We start from the raw sequence: 19374 nt of genomic DNA, 5'->3' as shown, positions 1-19374 counted from the left end.
TTGTGATCAACTCAATGCTCATCCTAAACCAATACACTGGACTTATACGAAAGAAAAGTTCCTGCTCCAATTTGCTCCACCAGGCCCAAAACAACTGGCCGCGTAATTATGGCGACGTGTACTAAGGTATGCATGTCAAAAGGTTTCATGATAAACTTTTTGATCCCCATGTCCATGGCCTTCTCCTCGGTAACTGTCTCGCTGTATCCGGTGCAGAGAATAATGGGGAAGTCGGGTCGGATGGCCATAAGTCTTTTGGCTACCTCCGTTCCGCTCATAGTGGGCATGGTTTGATCGATTATAGCCAGATCGAATTGCTCGGGCTGGGCGCAAAAAAGCTTTATGGCCTCAAGACTGCTGGTGGTAGCTACAACTTCATAGCCAAGGTGCTTCAACATCTGCTGGCCAACGTTGATCAGGGATATTTCGTCATCGATCAACAGGATGCGCTCTCGGCCCAAAGGAATGTGCTCGGGAATCTCCTCCGGCTGAGTATCCTTCTCCTCAATTTTCGGGAGAAAGATGTGGAAGGCAGTTCCCTTGCCCAGGGTACTTGAAACAGTGATCATGCCGCCATGTCCCTTAACGATTCCCTGGACCACAGAAAGCCCAAGACCGGTTCCTCCGTGTGACCCTTTGGTGGTGAAAAAGGGATCAAAGATTCGATCCAGGTTTTCAGGGGCTATTCCACAGCCTGTATCTTCAATTGTCAATTGAAGATATGGACCGGGTGACAGATCTGGATAGGCAGCCACAGCTTCTGCATCAAGATTCACCTCACGCAAGCTTACCTCCAGCACACCGCCCTGATTACGCATGGCATAAGCTGCATTGGTGCCCAGATTCATCATTACCTGGTGAATCTGGGTTGGATCGGCCAGAACAAATTCTGAGCGATTATTGATATTTTGACGAATCTCAATGCTGGCGGGCAAGCTGGCCCGCAGCAGTTTAAGGGCTTCTTTAATTACCAGAGCGATTTGGAGAGGTTCTCGTTTTGGCTCATGTTGGCGGCTGAAAGTGAGTATTTGTCTGACAAGATCTGTAGCTCTCTGGCAGGCTTTGAGGACTTCGATGATATTATCCCTGACTGAGCTTCCTTCCGGAACCTCGTCCAGGCTCAGCTCCATGTAGCCGATAATGGCTGAGAGAATATTATTAAAATCATGGGCAATTCCTCCGGCCAGAGTACCGATGGCCTGCATCTTCTGGACCTGCCTGAGGTGCTTTTCCAGACGCATCCTTTCCTCTTCCGCCCGCTTTCGGTCAGTGATGTCCTCTCCTGAGCCGAGAGCGCCGATAATTTCCCCTCTATCATCAGTTAAGACCGTATTATGCCAGGCTATGATTCTCTCCTCACCTTTTCTGGTTAAAACAGGATTTTCAAAACATTCGGCCGGCTCGATATCTCCCGCTATCAACCTCCCGAAAACCGATTTTACCGTTTCTTTTATGCCTTCGGGTAAAAAATTATCGAACCAATTCCGGCCAATAATCTCTTCTTCTCTATACCCCAAAACCTCACAGCCCTTTTTGTTAATGAGGGCGACTTTTTGATCGACACCAATAGCTACCAGCATAACCCCTGCAATATCAATATATTTTCTCGCCCTGTTTCTTTCCTGAAGCAATAACTCCTCGGCCACCTTGCGCTGAGTGATATTCCGGGAAACCTCTACCACCAGCCTTGGCCGGCCATCCTTATGATATGCAGCTACACTGGCTATAAACCACAGGAACAACCTTTTCCCCCCCGGTTCAGTAAACTCCCGTTCCTGCTCGTGAATTTTTCCATCTTCAAAACATTGCCTGACCAGGCACGATTCGCAAATCCTGTCGCGTCTATGGTATACGGCATAGCACTTGCGGCCGATTGTATCCTGCCCAAATACACCCGTGATTGTCTGGTTAGCCCAGACAATCGTATGCTCCTGATCAATGATACTTATGCTGTCCGGCACTGAAGCGATAATCCCTGCCAGTTTCTCTTCGCTCTCGCGCAGTGATTCTGCTGATTCAGCGAGTTGTTTCAAGTAGGCTGTCTCTATCTCAAGCTGGCCTTTCCTCTTCTGGATCTTAAAAAGAGCAAAACCTCCCCAGGCTAAAATTAAGATCAGCAAACCAGCCAGCCCGAGTGAATTTTTATCATTTTCATGGATAGTGCCTGCAATGTCAGAATAAGGTGCGGTGACAATCAGATACCAGGCTCCCTTGCCTATCGAAATCTTTTTAAAAGCAACGAGATCATTCTCGTGAGTCATACAAGTTACGTCTATTCCGTAACCCTCACCCTCTCTCTTTACTCTATTCAGGTAATCATGATCACTGGGGAAATACTCTGTTATCCCATGTCTATCAAAAACGTCTCCTGCCTCCAGGTGAATCTTCCTCATGGCCTCGAAGACCGAGCTTTTTATCAGGTCTTTTCTCGGATGGGCAATGATAATATTTCTGTCATCGAAAACCCAGGCATACCCTATCCCATCTATCCTGGCCGGTTCAATAAAACGCTTCGAGATTGTATCAATCTCGATCATCCATCGGACTATGCCCACAAATCTATGGTTATCAAATACCGGCTCTGAAATAGCAACGGCCGGCTTACCAAGATAGTTATCAAACATGTCACTGATATACGACTTATGTTCTCGTAAAACGTAAGCGACATCGGGCCTTTTTGAAAAATCAACCCCGATCATCTCCTCGATAAAAGGGTGTCTGTCCAGCACAAGGCCATTGGCATCGAGTATAGTGAAACTCCCAGCTCCATATCGGTGGATTTTATATAAGGCATCAAATGGACAGGAGGTATTATCTGAGCTTTTATGGGCAATCCTTTTGGAGACCCTCTCCAGAACTAATGGGTTTATTGAGATACTCTTGAGAGCATTCGAATATTCAGTGATAAATTCTTCTAATCCACTGGCAGTGGTCTTGGCTATAGTCAGTAATTGCTGCTGGATTTGGGTAATCACTGTCTTTTGATATTTCCGGTGAGTCAGTACCCAACTGACCCCAATAACCACTGATGCGGTTATAACCCCTGCTCCGATTCTCCATGAGTCCCTTGATACCTGCATTTAAGGCTCCTAGCTTGAACCTTGAAGAGCCTGTTTTCCCAACAGACTCTGACGGAGGTTAACGTTGCATCCATGCGAATGAGTACATTTTTTCTTCGGCAGAATTTTTTATTGGAAACGGGGTAACTTCTCAATAAGTTCGGCAAACGAAGATCATCGCCGTTTCTTTTCAGGTAATGCTATAATATATATAGAGAGCATTTATCAGGGAGGGCAATAGACAGCTTGCATAATAGGCAACTTGTATAGTATAAGAGGGCGTGAGAGTTAAACTCGGCCAGGCAAGATGCTATTGCCGATACTCTATGGAATGATAAGTATGGAGGAAATTAAGGGGCTTGTTAGATGGCTTTACCTGTAAAAAAAGAAAACAGATATACTTACGGTGATTATATAAGCTGGCCTGATGAAGAGCGATGGGAACTCATAGACGGTGTTCCACTTGATATGAGTCCGGCACCGTCAAGAAGGCATCAAGTGATTTTAAGAGAGTTATTAGGACAATTTTGGAGCTTTTTACAAGACCGGCCTTGTGAAGTCTATAGCGCACCCTTTGATGTGAGGCTACCCAAAGCTGATGAGAAAGACGAAGATATTCAGACAGTAGTTCAACCTGATATCCTGGTAGTATGTGACCGGAATAAATTAGATGACAGGGGTTGCAGGGGGGTGCCGGATTTAATCATAGAAATAGTTTCACCGTATACTGCATCTAAGGATATGAAAGAGAAGTTCTCCTTGTATGAAAGGCATGGCGTAAGAGAATATTGGCTCGTCTACCCTGAAGAGAAAATAGTAATGGTATTTATTTTGGGGGAAAACGGGGAATATGGCAAGCCCAGAACCTATTCAGGACAAGATACCATAGAAGTAAGTTTTTTAGAAGGACTTACCGTTAACCTGGTGCCGGTTTTCAGAGAATAAGGTAAAACCGTGCCTGTTCCGGTGCGGGAGAAAAACACATGAAAAGATCAGTAAGGAGATGGACATAATGGCCACCCGGACCAAAAAGATTTTCGTTGTTTTATCGGCGTTCATGGTTCCTTCGGTCCTGCTTGCCGGTTGGATCGGTTATTCTCTTGGGGTGTTCAGCCCGGTCAGCGTTACCACGGAAACCCGTGGTCCGTATCTGATGGTCTTCATGCTTCATCGGGGTGCATATCACCAGATATCGGAGAAAATCGACCGTGTGGGCAAGCTGCTGGATGACCGGAATATCCCGAAAAAAACTGCCTGTGCCATCTTCTACGACGATCCCCGGGATGTTCCCCTGGAGAGCTTGCGGAGTGAGGGAGGGTACCTGGTAGACCGGCAGCTTACTCTCGAACATCCCTTCGGACAGCAAAAGGTCCCCCGTCGCAGTGTGATTGTGGCCAGAGTCAAAGCCCATCCCATGATTGCGCCGTTTAAGACCTATAGCCGAATCGTTGATTTCATGAAAATGCATCGCCTGGACCATAATGGTCCGGTCATGGAACGGTATCTTCCTGACGGTATTGTAGAAGTGGAGATGCCCTTCAAAGCTCCGAACCTGGAAATGCTCCGTCAAACCGTTGAGGGCTTTCGTGTGCCGGAAAAAGGCATGGCCCGTGGAACAGGCAAGGACATGCATACCGGACGCCAGCATTCCAGCCATGCAGGAACCGGGAGTGCGGGGGAGGTGAAGGTGGATGGATCTGGCAGATGATGGGATGTGTTTTGCCTGTGGCCGGAAAAACGGGGAAGGTTTACAGGTTTCCTTCGAATTGCTTGAGCCGGAGAGGAGAATTCGGGCAAGTTTCATACCCCGCAAGAAACACCAGGGATATACCAATATCGTTCATGGCGGGATTATCAGTACCCTGCTCGATGAGGCCATGGTTAATCTGGCCTATCGGCTTGGATTTCCTGTTGTTACCGCCCACCTGGAGGTCCGGTTCAAAAAACCGGCCCTGGTTGGAGAGCCGATTTTGATCGAAGGTGAAATCGTTCGCACCACACGGAAGGTTATCGAGGCGCAGGCCGCAGCCCTGGATAGTCAGGGGGGCTTTTGGCCAGCGCCGCTGGAAAGCTTATTATAGTGGCCAGTGGTCAGTGATCAGTGGCCAGTAAAAAGCTGAAATCTGATAATTGATGGCCTCTTTTTCAAAGGACAGGCAACCCATGCCGAGAATCACCAAAGAGGAAATTATCCGGTTATTGGAGCAGACCGAGCAGAGGCCGGTGGCTTTTCGCCGGTTGATGGCTGATCTGGGGGTAAATGGAAAGGCCATGCGGGAGCTGAAAAGCCTGCTAGAAGAGTTGATCGAGTCGGGCCAGATTATCCGGATCAAGGGAGGGAAGTATGGTCTTTCCCGGAAGATGAACCTTGTTTCCGGCCATGTCAGTGCTCATCCATCCGGTTACGGTTTTGTCGTTCCGGACACCGAAGGCCAGGCTGATATTTTCATTCCCCCTGACGGCATGCGGGAAGTCTTTGACGGGGACAGGGTCATGGCCCGGATTGACCATACGGGCCGTGACGGACGAAGATCAGGAAGCATCATCCGGGTTATGGAGCGGGCCCATAAAACGGTGATCGGCTGCTTTGAAAAGACCCGGCACATTTCCTTTGTTGTCCCGAATAATCCCTCCCTGACTCAGGATATCATCATCCCGAAAGAGAACAAGGGAATAAAGCCCCGGATCGGGCAACTGGTAGTTGCCCAGATTCTGGACTATCCCACCCGCTACCGGAACCCGACCGGCAGGATCGTGGAAGTGCTGGGCTGGCCTGACGATCCAGGCATCGATGTGGAAGTGGTTGTCCGCGACAGTGAGCTTCCGGATGTCTTTCCCGAAAGCATTCAGGGAGAAACTCAAGGTTTGCGTCCTGAACTGGCTGAAGCTGACCTTACCGGCAGGATGGATCTGCGGAATCTTTTGACCATTACCATCGATGGAGAGACAGCACGGGATTTCGACGATGCCGTATCCTGGCAGCCCCTGACATCGGAAGCGAAGGGGCCGGAAGGTTCGCAGAAGGGCGGCAGGGAGCGGTTATGGGTCCATATTGCCGATGTCAGTCATTATGTTCCGGAAGGGTCCGGTCTGGACGAAGAGGCTTTTTCCCGCGGCACCAGCGTCTATTTTCCGGAGCGGGCAATTCCCATGCTTCCTCCTGAGCTCTCCAACGAGCTGTGCAGCTTGAAACCCAGGGTGGACCGGCTGACCCTCTCGGTGCGGATGGACTTCGATGCCGATGCCCGGGTGGTGGATTATGCCATCACCCTCAGTGTGATCAACAGCAGCGAGCGCATGACCTATACCCAGGTGCGCGATATCCTGTCGGAGCAAGCCCAGACTCCTGCCGAATTTCAGTACCTGGAGCCCACCATCAAGGCCATGGGAGACCTGGCGGCGCGGCTTCGCCGGAAGCGAATGATGAGCGGCAGCCTTGATTTTGACCTTCCGGAGCCTGAAGTGGTTCTGGATCTTCGCGGCAGCGTTCAATCCATTATCCGGGCGGAAAGAAATCAAGCCCATAACCTGATCGAGGAATTCATGCTCATAGCCAATCAGGTTGTGGCTGAGCACATGAGCAGGTTGAAGGTCCCGGTTATTTACCGGATCCATGAAGAGCCGGAAGAGGCGGATGTCGTGGCTTTCATTGAATTTATCCATGAGCTTGGCTGGGAAGCGGAGGAAGAAATGCCTGCCGGAGGAAAGCCGCCGGCAGAAGAAAAGCCGCCGAAAGGGAAAACGAAGCGGCCCAGCCGCAGGAAGGGCATAAAAGCACGGCTGGAACATGCAGATTTACAGAGGATTCTCAGTCAGTTCCGGGGAAAGCCCGAGGAAGCATCCGTCAATTACCTGCTGCTTCGCACCATGAGACAGGCCCGCTATTCGACCCAGAATGCAGGGCATTTTGGCCTGGCCATAAAGGAATATACCCATTTTACCTCCCCTATCCGCCGGTATCCGGACCTTATCGTTCACCGGCTGATGAAAAAGGTCCTGGATGGTGAGGCGGACAGATTGCGGGAAGATGTCAGCCTGCCTGAAAGACTTGCTGTCATTGCCAATCATTCCTCCCTGCGGGAGCGAATCGCCGAGGAAGCTGAGCGAAAGATCATCGATATCAAGCGGACCAGGTATATGGAGGAGAAAATTGGCGAGGAATTTACCGGTATTATCTCCTCAGTTACAGCCTTTGGCTTTTTTGTGGAGCTTGAGGAAATCTTTGTCGAGGGGCTCGTTCATATCAGAAACCTGGCCGATGATTATTACCAGTTCAACGAGCGAAAGCACCGCCTTGAAGGATCGCGGACCAAAAAGGTCTTCCGGATCGGTGACCGGGTAACGGTCCGGGTGTCCCGGATAGATGTGCCGCGATTGCATATCGATTTCACTCTGGCAACGAAGTCGAACTAAATTCCCTCCGATTTAAATAACAGGGGTAACTGCACAGGTAGATAGACTGTATGCCTGGAGATTGCAAGAGGAGAGAAATATGTTACTGGACATTCGTACCTATATCCTTTCACCAAAAATACGCCCAAAAGTCACTGTCTGCCTGGTAGTTCTTCTCCTGGGCGTTCTTTTACCCGGAGAGACAGTTTCGGGGGCTTCGGATCAGAGAGGAAATGATCAGAAGGAGAATAAAGAGTCTCTTCAACGTCTTCCCGATCAATCCTTTGCCGTGATCGAGAAAGGGCCGAATGGGACCGTGGTTCGTCTGCTGCCGCATCACGATAATCAGGGAAAGCTGGTCCTGCCCTGGCTGGAAAACTCCATGAGCCAGATCTTCAGTCTGGACCCCAACCATCGGGCAGAGGCCAGGGAGCATCTGCTGAAGGACTATTATGAGACGGAGTAGCCATATCTTCCTCCCCTTCCTCCGCCAGGTTCTGTTCGATACAATAGAAAGAGCGATTAACCTCAAAGAACAGGTATAACCTCAAAGAGTAGATAACCTATGTATGAATTCAGTGAATTGAAGATCATCCATCATCTCGATCGCCTTTGGGCAATTTGCCGGGGAGAGTTACCCCCGCCGGTAACTGTTGAAATCGACCTGACCAATGCCTGCAACCATCGCTGTATCTGGTGCCTGGATCAGTCTTACAACACCAGGCTCAATGCGACACTGAAAGAGGGTCCTCTGCTGAATTTCGCTGCTGAGCTGGCCCGGCAGGGGGTGCAGGGGGTAATCTTTACCGGAGGCGGGGAGCCGCTCCTGTACTACTCGTTCGGCAAGGTGGCCCAGCATTTTCGGAACCAGGGTCTGCAACTTGGTCTGATCACCAATGGGGAGGCTATCGACCGGCATCTTGAGGCTATCCCCTTCCTGAGCTGGATACAGGTAAGTTTGGATGCGGCCAGGGCAGAAACCCATCAAAAGCTTCATAATCCCTTCAAGACCAGCATGTTTCAGACCATCGTCGATAACCTGTATCAAATTTCCACCTCCGTTCATACGGGCATTGTTTATATTATTCATCCGGATAATTTCCGGGAGGTACCGGATGCAATCAATCTGGCCAGGGATGTGGGATGCCGCTTTATCGCCTTCAGACGGGTTGTTGGCGAAGAGGCCCGAAAGTTTACGCCCTCGATGGTGAGGGATGTCAGAGAGCTTATGGCCAGTATTCAGTGGAAGGAAGGCAACTCCGATTTTCAGATTCTGGCACCCCGGCTCCATCATCTCGATCAGGGACATCGATCCCTGCCTTACTCTCTCTGTCTGGCCCACCATCTGATCGGAGTCCTGGCCTCAGACGGCAGCCTTTATCCCTGCCGTACCCTTCGGGGCGATACGGATTACGCTTATGGATCCATTTACCGGGAAAGCTTTCAGAGTATATGGCAGGGAGAGAAGCGAAAGGCTGTCCTGGAGAAAATCGCCCGCAAGGAATGTGCCAGCAGGTGCCTTGGCCGTACTTTTTACCTGCGCTACGATCATTATAACCAATGGCTGGAATACCTTAGCCAGGGCAGGGATAAGGTTGGGCATGTGGAGTTTCTGTGATGGGGGAGTAGTTACCTCTCTTTTAACCCAGAATGTCCAGCAGGTTGGTATTGAGGATCTTTGACAGGGTAGCCAGGTTGATAGACTGATTATTGCTTTTCTCGACAAAGTCAATGGCCTTTCCGATCAGGTCCGCATCTTCCCTCTGGCTTAAGGATGATTCGGTCAAACTTTTAAGGTCATTCAATGCCTCCTGATTCCGGTCAAGACGCTGGATATTGACTCCAAGCCTTCCCTGCTGCCGGGTGACCTGCTCAATCGCCTGGTCGATTTCGGCCCATGCGGCCCGGATAGCTTCCGGGTCATTATTTTCCAGACCGGTTTTCAGTTGGTTCACCACCTTGAAGAGGTTTTTCCCTTCTTCTCCTCCGGTAAAAACATCCTTGCTGGTGTTGACCTGTATCTCCTGATCGTCTCCGATCCTGATCCGCATGAGAAATTCCGGTGGATTATCCGGCAGGGGTTCATCTATCGCCGTGTCCGGATCAAAGGGTTTGGTGTCCAGCCGCTCCGGAGCAAAGAGATACCTTCCTTCATGCCGGGTATTGGCCAGATCCACCATGTCCTGGTAAATCCCTTCGATCTCCGTGGCAGATACGGCCCTGGTTTCGTCCGTGGCCGTACCGTCGGCCTGGGTGTGGGCTACCTCACGGCATCGGAGCAGCAGCTTATTCGCTGTATCGAGAGTGTCATTGGTTGCCTGGCTCCACCTTTGCCCAAAGTCAATATTTTCCGAATACTGGTTGATGTTAGAGAGGATGGTCCGGTAATTCAAAACCTGCTGCGCCACCTCCGGATTATCGGAAGGATGGTTGATCTGTTTGCCGGAAGCAATGGTTTCCTGGATCCGATACAGCTCTTCATTGGCTTGTCGGATTCGCTCCTGAGTGCGATCGTAAAGGGTTTTGTTCAGAATGTACATAGTATCCTGGTATCCTGTTTATAAGATATTCAGCCTGCTCCGGCAGGAATCAATCTTCCCCGCTGCCCGGGAGTCAGCGCACTGGTTATGCGGAAATGTTGAGCAGCGTTGACATCATCTCGTCCGCTGTGGAGATGACTTTGGCTGAGGCATTATAGGTTTGCTGGAATTTGATCAGATTGGCCAGTTGCTCATCCAGGGCTACATCGGAAATCATGCTCCGCCGGTCCTTCAGGTTATTCAAGATCATCTGGTGCTGATCGGCATTGTCGCGAGCATTCCTGGTATCCTGGCCGATGGACCGGTACATGCTGGCATAGTAGTCATTGGCGGACAGGAGTTGACCGCCCTCCTCGAAATCCGGACTTCGCTGCAGATCAGTCATCTTGAGGGCGTTTTCATTGTCCGGCACTTCGGCTGAAGATGAGGCGGCAATCAGATCAAGATTACTCTCAATATCCGGATTGAGCTCCAGATTCCGGGCTGCACCGTCTGCGGTGCTTATGGGTTTGAAGAAATCGACCTCAGTCGAGCCATCGAGCCCATAGCCGCTCCGGTGCTGCTCATTTACTTTTTCGCTCAGTCCAAGAGCCAGATTGTCCAGCTTATCCAGGTAGCCGGAGATGGTATCGTTGCCCAGCTCCAGGAGCCCCTTAACTTTTCCTGCGCTGATCTGGTCAGTGACATCAACCAGGGTGCCCCCATCCAGTTCCTTCTGTATGATAGTGCGGCCCTGATCATCGGTGGCAGAGGTCAGGCTGATGGCCTGAGTCCCCTCGACCAGGGCATGGCCGTTCAGTGAAACGGTAACCTGGCCGGTTTTCTCCTGCCAGTAGTTGATGTTGATCTGCTGGCTCAAACCCTCAACCAGGGTGTCCAACTGATCCTTATACTCATCGACCTGTCCGCCGAGGGCCTCGCTGGCCTGGCGGTTGAGTTCGGCAATTTTGTGCAGGGTCTGATTAATTTCCTCCATGGTCGCACTGACTTCCCTGTTGACATCAGCCATCACTTTCTGAAGATCAGCCGATCGGGATTTCAGGGTACCGGACAGCCGGTCGGCTGCGGAAGCAACTTCCTGCCGCTCCCCATAGCCATTCGGGTTGATGGACAACTGCTGCCAGGCATTCCAGAACGCGCCGAGGTCCCTGTTCAGACCCGACTGCTCGGATTCAGTGAATATTTCCTCAATCCGGGCCAGATACTCTTCCGAAGTCTGCCAGTAAGAGGCCTTTCCTTCCTGGGTGGAAATCTGCCTGCCAAGCTCCGTATCATATGCCCTTTTAATTTCAGAAACTTCTACCCCATGAAAAAAATAAGGTGGTCCCTGGGTCAACTTCTTCGGACCCATGACCACCTCTTTTTGGCTGTAGCCGGGTGTATCCACATTGGCGATATTCTGAGCTGTTACCTCAATACCCGTCTTAAAGGCCTGAAGGGCCGATAAGCCGATATTCAGGATATTATTGATATCAGACATGGTCTTACACCCGCATAATTTACCCCCCCAGGGTAATTATGCATACTGATGATGTCAGCTCTTACTGCTCTATCTGCCATGTAACTGGTAAATCTGTGGATCAGTAGAGATTATCCCATAAACTTTCCAGGATGATAGCATGAGCAACTCTATTGCTGTCTACCTGATAGTTCCCGCTTTCCAAATCCTGCTTTGCCTTATCCACCAGCTCCTGCCTGACATCCGGGATTTCACTTATCTTGGCCTTCAACTGCTGGATCTTTGCACCTTCAGAAGAAATATTAACCCTGTCTCCGGCAGCATTAATCCTTTCACCCCTCTGAGCCTGATCCGCTTTCCGCTCCCGCTCGCTTTTCCCGATCCGTTCGCCGCTGTAGGTTTTGTCAAATTCTCCGATGGTAATGTCGTTGGGTCTGTCAATTTTCATGGTCGATCCTTCCTTCTATAAGGGGTTTACTCTACTATTCTTTTCGGGAAGGGGATGAGAAAACTTCGGGTTTATTTTCAGGAGGCATGATTATGGACAGGATACTGACGAAAAAGGACACACCGATTCACCTGGAATCTGAAGGCGCATATCACTCCCCCTTTTTTCAAGGAGGGATCCTTAATCTTTTAAGTCTCCAGGTGATCAGATATCGGTTAGGAAATGAGCTATCGATTCCATAATTAAGATACGTCTATCAAGTGATAGCTTTGATGAAGGTTCCGGATGGTTCCACGGAGATCGCTTAGGGATAGGATCACCCTCTTTCTTCCGAGGAATAAGATGTATATGAAGATGAGGCTCGGCATTGCCAAGGATTGCGTAGTTAATCCTTTCTGCCTTAGTAGCTTTCTTTATAGCTATGGCAGCTTTTTGAGCATCCTTTATGAAGGAAAGTGCAGATTCGGTATCAAGTTCTGCGAAATCTTCTCTATGCTGGTGAAAGACAAGGATGCATCTGCCCGGATAACGTGCATCATCGTATAAGCCCCAAGGTGGTGGCCTTTAGCTGTTTTATAGGAAGCCAGAGTTTAAATGAGCAAACCTCGCATTTGTAAGCAATATTATCCATTATCTCGTTTCACTGATAATTCGATTCCTAAATTTAGGGCCTCAGCAATGCGTAATCCTGTTTCTATAGGCCAATAATCTCGCTTCACGAGAAGTTCTGCTCCCGATGGAAGAAGTCCTAGTCTTTTAGCAAGCTGAACATTATCCAAACCTTGGCGATTAATTTCTTCCATTATAGCTTTTCTCAGAATCGCATTAAAGCGATCTATTATTTTTAGTTACCTCAATAATATATTATTTCCTAAAAGCTCATATAAGTGATTGCTTTTTCTTTCAAAACAGAAGAATGAAAGAAGATTTTTTCCAATGCCTTTTGCAAGTCTCGGCCTTTTAAGCGCATTTTAAAAAATTCCGTATTTTCCTTTATATCATATGGCGAATGGATATTATTTGCCTCTTCTCGAAAACAATCCATTGATAGTTTGCTCAGGAAGAGGTCGGCAATTTTTAATACTACGGCTAAGCTTTCTAAATACTCCTCTTCAAGCATATCATAAAGTTGAGAAATCCTTGCCAGAGGTGGCATAGTAAATTGTTCATAGAAATATTCAACAGCTGCTTTATCTGTCAGCAATAGAGATGCCAACGTTCCCGCATACACAATTTTTCGGGAGATTATAAGCTTTAGAAAGCGTAGCCCCCAATTTGAATTTGGAGCAAACGCTTCCCAGCGCTTAGCTTGATAGTCTACAGCCCATGTTCTCCAATAACGCATTACATCATTCAAGAGAAATCGTGGGACCCCCTTGTTTGGGCACGGGGTAATCGATCAAATACCGGTTGAGTATCGCTCTAATTAAATTTTCATGCAAATTGCATTGGTATATAGAAGCGCTTTCCTGGAGAAGTAGTATCCTCCTTGAGTGACTAAGGTTCGTATCCTATTCTAAACCGATTCGTTCAGTAAGGTCAGGTGCAGAAAGAACTGCGCCAAACATGCCTGTACGGCCTGGGCCTTTTAGTTTAAGTTTCTCCTCCCTTAATTGGTCAGTAGCTGAAAGAAGTTCTCTTGTTACATTAATTTTATTTATAATCAGGCAAGTTATGAACAATAACTACATAATCCAAGTCACTGCCAGGCGTGACTTCGTGTCTCGCTAATGAGCCTAAAACAACACCGTCAACAGGCACATCCATAGGAGGTACCTGTCCAATCAAATATTCTTGGGCCTCTCTAATCATATTTTGGGCAATTTCCGAAGATTCTCGCACGTTGGGCAATTCTACGTTTAACTTCTTGCAGGCCTCTTCTATTATCTCATGCATCTTTCGACTCACCGGTGAGAGTATTTAAAGAGAATTTAATTTTTCCGATAGTATACATGTTGTAGGCTAGCACAATAAACCAGTACAGTTAAGGAATAGTATAAGGTGAAAAATTATTCAATGCAAAGCAAGGTTGATAGCAAATATAAGGAGACCTTTCTGGTTTCTCAGGCATGACAAATTTGGCAAACCTCTCATTATCCGGCGATAAAACCGGCGCATCAAGCTTATGTGAGCATTGAAAGATATTAAGGACCAGCCATTGCGTCCTTGGTAAAAACTGGCAGATGTAGTGCCTGGTGGCCGAATGGCCAGGATAGGAAAAAGCACAATCCGGGCAGGATTCACTCTGCAAATCCTGCCCGGAGAAAATCACTCTCAAAAGCCGCAATCTCAATAATACGATTACAAGTACAAATTCACAATACTTCAAAAGCACAATCCATGAAATCTCTTCAAACCCTCTCAAGCCGCCCCTATATCTTCTCAAATCCTCCTACCAGTAAAAGGGCAGTCCTGCCCACCCGAAGGAAAGCAGAGGATTCGTGAAGCCGCCTGCGACGGTGGCCGTAAATCCAAAACCCGGCCATGTCGTTGGGGATGAAAGGTAATTCCATGGACTGGCAAGGCCGGTGGATCGCCAGCCGGGAATTCCGGGGCCATTACTGAAGCTGGACCAGGAAGAGGAAGCGGGACTCAAGGGGAGACCAAGACCGGATGGAGAAAGCAGATAGTCCGTCAGGGGCAGGCTGCTGGTGATATTCAGGGATGCGGTCATGATCGGATTATACCCCAGTCCGGTCATTCCCAGAGCGGATAACAGCCCGGTCCCTGAGCCGAAGAGAGCGGGAGCGGTCAGTCCCATGCCCGGCAGGCCCAGGAATTTATCGATACCCAGGGCAGAGCTCAGGATCAGATCATTGCCTGAAACGGAAGAGGAGGAAGGCAGAATCAACGGTACAGCCGGGCTGGCTGACAGGATGAGCCGCCAGAGATCCGGAATGCCATTGATGTGATATGTGCTCGTTGGTGCGGCACCGAGTACGGGCGTGGGATGGCAGGTGTTGCAATCGGTCTTGGAGGCCGAATGGGTCAGCGGAGGGAAGGCATGGCAGCAGCCGCAATCGAGGATGAGCGGGTCAATCGGGAAAGGTACATTCCAGGGAAGGGGCAGGTTGGAGCCGGGATACCCCAGGGCAGCGGTCAGCAGGGTTGTCGGAGGGGTCTGGCCGTTGCTGTGACAGTAGACCACGCAGGTCCCGGTCCCTCCCACCGGGCCGAGGGAATAAAAATCCCCATCTCCGATCGGACCTAAAAGGGCGTTAAAAATCACCGGCACTTTGCCCGGAAGCCAGGCATTCGAGGCGCCGTGGATACAGACCACATGATCCGCCCCCAGGTTGGCGGCAAGGTTTGGATGGCAAACCGCACAATCGATGCTGAGCACCTTGCTGGCTGTGGTGGCCGGGGCAATGATCTTGCTCACGAAGTGGGTGGTGTGTGCCCCGCTTCTGCCAACCAGCAGAGACAGACTGTGGCAGGCCATACACTTGCCCACACTGGCCACGGTGGCAAAAAGCGGCACACCCAGGACCTTGGGATAAATGTGATTAGCCAGACCATTGAAATTGGGGTGGCAGGCTATGCAATTGAATATCTCCGGATTACAGCCAGCCGGATCGAGGCAGTGATCCATGACCAGACTGCCACTCCCGGCACAGAGGGCCTGGGGTGGGGCACCATGACAGACATTGCAGCCAACGTTGGCCGCGGTCCCCGTATAGCTGTAGTAGAGCGGATCGAGCTGCCGGATTCCATCTTTGTGCAAACCGGGTACACATTCCGGGGAATGGCAGGTAATACAGCCGACCGTCAGGTTCGGGTGAGTTAAGGCTACATTAATGGCGCTGGTAGGCAGGACATGACAACCCACACACGATGAGTCGATACAAACGAAAGCTCCCTGCGCCAGCGGGGAGAATAACAGCGAACAAACGAAACAGACGATTACAAGTATTAGATTTTTTGCTCTCATAACCTCCTTAAAGCCTCCCTAATATTTTCAAAACTGCCAGAGAAATCGAGCATGAAATTTTTTCTGATCTTGACGAGAATCTCAATTGGAGTGTCAGTTAAATGAAAAAGTTATGAAGATAACTGAAAAGATGCGTGAAGATATCAATTTCATTGGAAGATCATTGAAAGTGCAGGCTGATTATCAAGCTTATCGGTATCTACATAGGACATCACCTCTTACGACCAGAGATAGTTAGAATAGTATACATATATATTGTAAACCCTGCCGGTAATGTATTGCAAATTAAAGTTTCCATATTGAAAGGTCGGTAAGAGAAAGTGGTCAGTGGTCAGTAAAGACAGTGGTCAGTGGCCAGTGATCAGTGATCAGTGGTCAGGAGAAAACACCGTTATTCTGACTCCTGACTCCTGCTCTGACTTCTCTTGCATAAATCAGTCCGCAAGAAAGTCCAGGATTTCCTGGTTGAATCTTGCTGCCATTTCCACCTGGGGAACATGGCCGCATTGATCGAAGATAACCAGCTTTGAACCTGCAATTTCCCGGTGAAATCTCAGGGCATGGTCTACGGGAATAAGCCGGTCCTCCCTTCCCCAGATGATGAGGGTGGGGGCTTTGATCAGGGAAAGCCGATTGTCCACCACGTCCTGCTTCTGGTCGATAGCGTCCAGAAACCGATCAATGACATAAGGCTCATGGGAATTCAGTTTCATTTTCAGACGCATCTTCAAGCCGGGGTCTTCGATGAAATCCGGACAGAAAAAAAGCTCCCGGGCAAAGCTCCTGGATGAGGAAAGAGTAACCGCGTTCAGCAGCTCTCTTTCCCGGGCCGTGAGGGGCCTCTCCAGGGCAAAACCGGCACTGTCCACCAGAACTAATTTTTCGACCATCTCCGGATAATTTGTGGCAAAGTGAGCCGCTGTCCATCCTCCCATCGAGCTTCCCACCAGAAGAATCTTGGGGATATTGAGGGCGGAAAGGAACTCGAACAGGTACTCGGCCATAATGGATATGCGGTAGGAGAGGAGAGGCTTGTCCGATCGCCCGGAGCCGATCTGGTCCGGGGCAAGGACATGGAACTTTTTCCGCAGCGACCTGATATTCAATATCCATCCCAGAGAGCTTGCGCCCAGGCCGTGCAGCAGGACAAGATGCGGTCCCTTGCCCGCTTCCAGATAATAAAGTTTCATTTTATACAGGCTGATTTTTCTCGGTTTAACCCCAGTCCACCGGTACCGCAAACCGACCGCCAGGTCAGCCAGACAATCTCCGAATGGAATCCGGCTGCATAGATTGATCATTTTATTGATTTTTCTGCTGATCGATTCCGCCGATTCCACACCCGCACCCGATTTGATTTCGATTTCACCCCTGCCCGCGAGTTTTCCCATCGCTTCCGGCCCCCTGGCTCATGGCTCCCGGATCCTGCGACTTCCAACCTCTGACTTCTGTCTTTACTGGCCACTGACCACTGGCCACTGATCACTTTCTTTTAAAATTCCGCTGATTTCGGGGTTCTGGGAAAAGGAATCACATCCCGGATATTGCCCATGCCTGTCACAAACTGGATAGCCCTTTCAAAGCCCATACCGAATCCTGCATGGGGAACAGAACCAAAGCGGCGCAGGTCCAGATACCACCAGTAATCCTCTTCCCGGAGTCCAAGATCACCAATCCGCTGTTTCAGGACATCAATTCTCTCTTCACGCTGACTCCCGCCGATAATCTCGCCGATCTTGGGCACCAGGACATCCATAGCCCGCACAGTCCTTTCATCATCATTGAGCCTCATATAGAAGGCCTTGATATCCTTGGGATAATCAAAAACAATGATCGGTTTCCTGAACTTCTTTTCGGTTAAATACCGCTCATGTTCCGACTGGAGGTCCATGCCCCAGGCCACGGGAAATTCAAACGCCTCTTTGGATTTTTGCAGGATTTCGACTGCTTCCGTATACGAGACTCTCTCAAAGCTGCTGCCAATGATCTCCTCCAGGGTCCGGATGATGGTGGTATCTATGCGCAGATTAAAGAATTCCATATCCTGGCGGCATTTCTCTAAAACAGTACGGAAGATGACTTTGAGAAAATCCTCGGCCAGATCCATATCGTCGAAGACGTCGGCAAAGCTCATCTCCGGCTCCACCATCCAGAATTCAGCCAGGTGCCGTGAAGTATTTGAATTTTCGGCCCGGAAGGTCGGCCCGAAGGTATAGACATTTCCCAGAGCCAGCGCATAGGCTTCCGCCTCCAATTGGCCGCTGACGGTCAGGCTGGTCGGGCGGCCAAAGAAATCCTGGGTAAAATCAATACCGCCACCGTTCTGGTCACGAGGGACATTGCCAAGATCCAGGGTCGTAACCCGAAACATTTCCCCCGCTCCTTCGCAATCACTTCCGGTAATGATCGGTGTGTGGATATAGCAAAAACCGCGCTCCTGAAAAAAGTTATGGATGGTCCAGCTCATGGTGCTTCGCACCCGGGCCACAGCTCCGAAGGTGTTGGTCCGGGGGCGAAGATGAGCTATCTGGCGGAGGAATTCAAAGGAGTGGCGCTTCTTTTGAAGCGGGTACTCATCAGGGTCAGCCCAGCCGAAAACCTTGAGCCTGCTTGCCCGTATCTCGTTTTTCTGCCCCTTCCCCGGTGAGGCCACCAGCTCTCCTTCCACTTCGACGCTGCATCCGGTGGTGAGCTTTGTAACCTGGGTCTGGTAGTTTTCCAGCCCGCTGTCAGCTATAATCTGGATATTCTCGATCGTAGATCCGTCATTCAGCTCGATGAAGGAAAATCCTCCCTTGGCATCCCGCTTGGTGCGGACCCATCCCCGGATCAGCAGCGTCTTGCCATATTCTTCCATCTGTAAGGCCTGTAAAATCCCTGTCCGTTTCATTTTGCCTTTTTTCCCCTCTTATAAGATAGCCATACCGGATTTTGCAGTTATTTTTGTGGCATGGCAGAATCTTTCCTGGCAAAATCTGCATTCCCGGTCGGCTGAAAGTCCCCCTTCACCAGAATCCATGCAGCATTATTTTAACAGCCAATATACTGGTAACTCAGAGATTTTATAGCGTATTGCAGGGATAGTCAACCCTTCGGTAACTTCTCCAGATGTTCCCCATGTTCCTTTTCTCGATGAGGAAGGTGAAAAATAACCATCACCCCCACCCAGCATCCCCCTTGAGGGGGGAGGTTAGGTGGGGGTGAATAAAACCAATGGAGTCCTCTAACCACAAGGTCCTGCTGCATGGAAGACGATCCAGGCGCAAGCGAAGTCTACCATAGCCAAATAATTGTCAACTTCTTTCTCCCAACGGATAAGTAATCGCCGAAAGCGATTGAGCCATGAGTGAGTACGTTCAACTACTCATCGTCTTGCCCGATAGTTGGGGATTTCCCTCTTTTGTTTTGATTCTTCCCTCCGAGCCCGCACATTGAGGAATATATCCCCTGGCTATAAGAATATCCCGTATATCTTGGGTTATCTTCTGTGGGCTTTGGAGGCTCAATAACATCAGCCTCCAGGGTTGGGAGCATCATTTTCTTAT

General features: G+C 49.6%; 16 protein-coding genes and 2 pseudogenes. 6 read left to right on the top strand and 12 right to left on the bottom strand.

Annotated elements, in window-relative coordinates:
- Positions 1–23 precede the first annotated feature (23 nt).
- A complete protein-coding gene (locus AB1611_17525) occupies positions 24–3080 on the bottom strand; it encodes a PAS domain S-box protein (GenBank protein MEW6381384.1) in 3057 nt (1018 codons plus the stop codon).
- 345 nt (positions 3081–3425) lie between these two features.
- On the opposite strand from AB1611_17525, the gene AB1611_17520 reads away from it, so the two are divergent.
- The 6 genes from AB1611_17520 (at position 3426) to AB1611_17495 (ending at position 9069) form a co-directional block, all read left to right on the top strand.
- Entirely contained in the window at positions 3426–4004 is a 579-nt protein-coding gene (locus tag AB1611_17520; protein ID MEW6381383.1) for a Uma2 family endonuclease, read from the top strand.
- 67 nt (positions 4005–4071) lie between these two features.
- Positions 4072–4767, top strand: a complete 696-nt coding sequence (locus tag AB1611_17515) for a GyrI-like domain-containing protein (GenBank protein MEW6381382.1) — start codon at positions 4072–4074, stop codon at positions 4765–4767.
- On the top strand, positions 4751–5140 hold the full coding sequence (locus AB1611_17510) for a PaaI family thioesterase (GenBank protein ID MEW6381381.1): 390 nt from the start codon (positions 4751–4753) through the stop codon (positions 5138–5140). The genes AB1611_17515 and AB1611_17510 overlap by 17 nt, the downstream gene beginning before the upstream one ends.
- An 82-nt stretch (positions 5141–5222) precedes the next feature.
- Positions 5223–7472 carry a VacB/RNase II family 3'-5' exoribonuclease gene (locus tag AB1611_17505; protein MEW6381380.1) on the top strand — a complete coding sequence of 750 codons (2250 nt, stop codon included), beginning with the start codon at positions 5223–5225 and terminating at the stop codon, positions 7470–7472.
- A gap of 79 nt (positions 7473–7551) precedes the next feature.
- Entirely contained in the window at positions 7552–7917 is a 366-nt protein-coding gene (locus tag AB1611_17500) for a hypothetical protein (protein MEW6381379.1), read from the top strand.
- Between the two features lie 99 nt (positions 7918–8016).
- On the top strand, positions 8017–9069 hold the full coding sequence (locus AB1611_17495) for a radical SAM protein (protein ID MEW6381378.1): 1053 nt from the start codon (positions 8017–8019) through the stop codon (positions 9067–9069).
- A gap of 22 nt (positions 9070–9091) precedes the next feature.
- On the opposite strand, the gene flgL is transcribed toward AB1611_17495, so the two are convergent.
- The 11 genes and pseudogenes from flgL to AB1611_17440 form a co-directional block, all read right to left on the bottom strand.
- Positions 9092–9991: a flagellar hook-associated protein FlgL gene (gene flgL, locus AB1611_17490; protein ID MEW6381377.1), complete on the bottom strand. Its 900-nt coding sequence runs from the start codon at positions 9989–9991 to the stop codon at positions 9092–9094.
- A gap of 85 nt (positions 9992–10076) precedes the next feature.
- Positions 10077–11471, bottom strand: coding sequence for a flagellar hook-associated protein FlgK (gene flgK / locus AB1611_17485; protein ID MEW6381376.1), 1395 nt, complete (start codon positions 11469–11471; stop codon positions 10077–10079).
- A 100-nt stretch (positions 11472–11571) separates the two neighbouring features.
- Positions 11572–11898, bottom strand: a complete 327-nt coding sequence (gene flgM / locus AB1611_17480) for a flagellar biosynthesis anti-sigma factor FlgM (protein ID MEW6381375.1) — start codon at positions 11896–11898, stop codon at positions 11572–11574.
- A 204-nt stretch (positions 11899–12102) separates the two neighbouring features.
- Positions 12103–12426: pseudogene (locus AB1611_17475) on the bottom strand (HIT family protein).
- A gap of 95 nt (positions 12427–12521) precedes the next feature.
- Positions 12522–12701, bottom strand: coding sequence for a hypothetical protein (locus AB1611_17470; protein ID MEW6381374.1), 180 nt, complete (start codon positions 12699–12701; stop codon positions 12522–12524).
- Positions 12702–12769: 68 nt separating this feature from the next.
- Positions 12770–13255 (bottom strand): hypothetical protein, encoded by a 486-nt coding sequence (locus tag AB1611_17465; GenBank protein MEW6381373.1) that lies wholly within the window; start codon positions 13253–13255, stop codon positions 12770–12772.
- 296 nt (positions 13256–13551) lie between these two features.
- The gene (locus tag AB1611_17460) at positions 13552–13794 is read right to left on the bottom strand and encodes a DUF294 nucleotidyltransferase-like domain-containing protein (GenBank protein ID MEW6381372.1); all 243 of its coding nucleotides are present in this window, start codon (positions 13792–13794) and stop codon (positions 13552–13554) included.
- Positions 13795–14290: 496 nt separating this feature from the next.
- A complete protein-coding gene (locus AB1611_17455) occupies positions 14291–15829 on the bottom strand; it encodes a CxxxxCH/CxxCH domain-containing protein (protein ID MEW6381371.1) in 1539 nt (512 codons plus the stop codon).
- Positions 15830–16263: 434 nt separating this feature from the next.
- Positions 16264–17220, bottom strand: coding sequence for an alpha/beta hydrolase (locus AB1611_17450; protein ID MEW6381370.1), 957 nt, complete (start codon positions 17218–17220; stop codon positions 16264–16266).
- Between the two features lie 101 nt (positions 17221–17321).
- Positions 17322–18719, bottom strand: a complete 1398-nt coding sequence (gene asnS, locus AB1611_17445; GenBank protein ID MEW6381369.1) for an asparagine--tRNA ligase — start codon at positions 18717–18719, stop codon at positions 17322–17324.
- A 333-nt stretch (positions 18720–19052) separates the two neighbouring features.
- Positions 19053–19374: pseudogene (locus AB1611_17440) on the bottom strand (transposase).

The organism is bacterium (genome assembly GCA_040755755.1).
Lineage (GTDB): Bacteria > SZUA-182 > SZUA-182 > DTGQ01 > DTGQ01 > DTGQ01.
Note: the sequence above shows the minus strand (reverse complement) of the source record. Positions and strands in the feature narration are given on the sequence as shown.

Excerpts from the sequence above, each read along its gene's own strand:
- AB1611_17525 (MEW6381384.1), bottom strand. The coding sequence starts at position 3,080 with ATGCAGGTATCAAGGGACTCATGGAGAATCGGAGCAGGGGTTATAACC.
- AB1611_17520 (MEW6381383.1), top strand. The coding sequence starts at position 3,426 with ATGGCTTTACCTGTAAAAAAAGAAAACAGATATACTTACGGTGATTAT.
- AB1611_17515 (MEW6381382.1), top strand. The coding sequence starts at position 4,072 with ATGGCCACCCGGACCAAAAAGATTTTCGTTGTTTTATCGGCGTTCATG.
- AB1611_17510 (MEW6381381.1), top strand. The coding sequence starts at position 4,751 with ATGGATCTGGCAGATGATGGGATGTGTTTTGCCTGTGGCCGGAAAAAC.
- AB1611_17505 (MEW6381380.1), top strand. The coding sequence starts at position 5,223 with ATGCCGAGAATCACCAAAGAGGAAATTATCCGGTTATTGGAGCAGACC.
- AB1611_17500 (MEW6381379.1), top strand. The coding sequence starts at position 7,552 with ATGTTACTGGACATTCGTACCTATATCCTTTCACCAAAAATACGCCCA.
- AB1611_17495 (MEW6381378.1), top strand. The coding sequence starts at position 8,017 with ATGTATGAATTCAGTGAATTGAAGATCATCCATCATCTCGATCGCCTT.
- flgL (MEW6381377.1), bottom strand. The coding sequence starts at position 9,991 with ATGTACATTCTGAACAAAACCCTTTACGATCGCACTCAGGAGCGAATC.
- flgK (MEW6381376.1), bottom strand. The coding sequence starts at position 11,471 with ATGTCTGATATCAATAATATCCTGAATATCGGCTTATCGGCCCTTCAG.
- flgM (MEW6381375.1), bottom strand. The coding sequence starts at position 11,898 with ATGAAAATTGACAGACCCAACGACATTACCATCGGAGAATTTGACAAA.
- AB1611_17470 (MEW6381374.1), bottom strand. The coding sequence starts at position 12,701 with ATGGAAGAAATTAATCGCCAAGGTTTGGATAATGTTCAGCTTGCTAAA.
- AB1611_17460 (MEW6381372.1), bottom strand. The coding sequence starts at position 13,794 with ATGCATGAGATAATAGAAGAGGCCTGCAAGAAGTTAAACGTAGAATTG.
- AB1611_17455 (MEW6381371.1), bottom strand. The coding sequence starts at position 15,829 with ATGAGAGCAAAAAATCTAATACTTGTAATCGTCTGTTTCGTTTGTTCG.
- AB1611_17450 (MEW6381370.1), bottom strand. The coding sequence starts at position 17,220 with ATGGGAAAACTCGCGGGCAGGGGTGAAATCGAAATCAAATCGGGTGCG.
- asnS (MEW6381369.1), bottom strand. The coding sequence starts at position 18,719 with ATGAAACGGACAGGGATTTTACAGGCCTTACAGATGGAAGAATATGGC.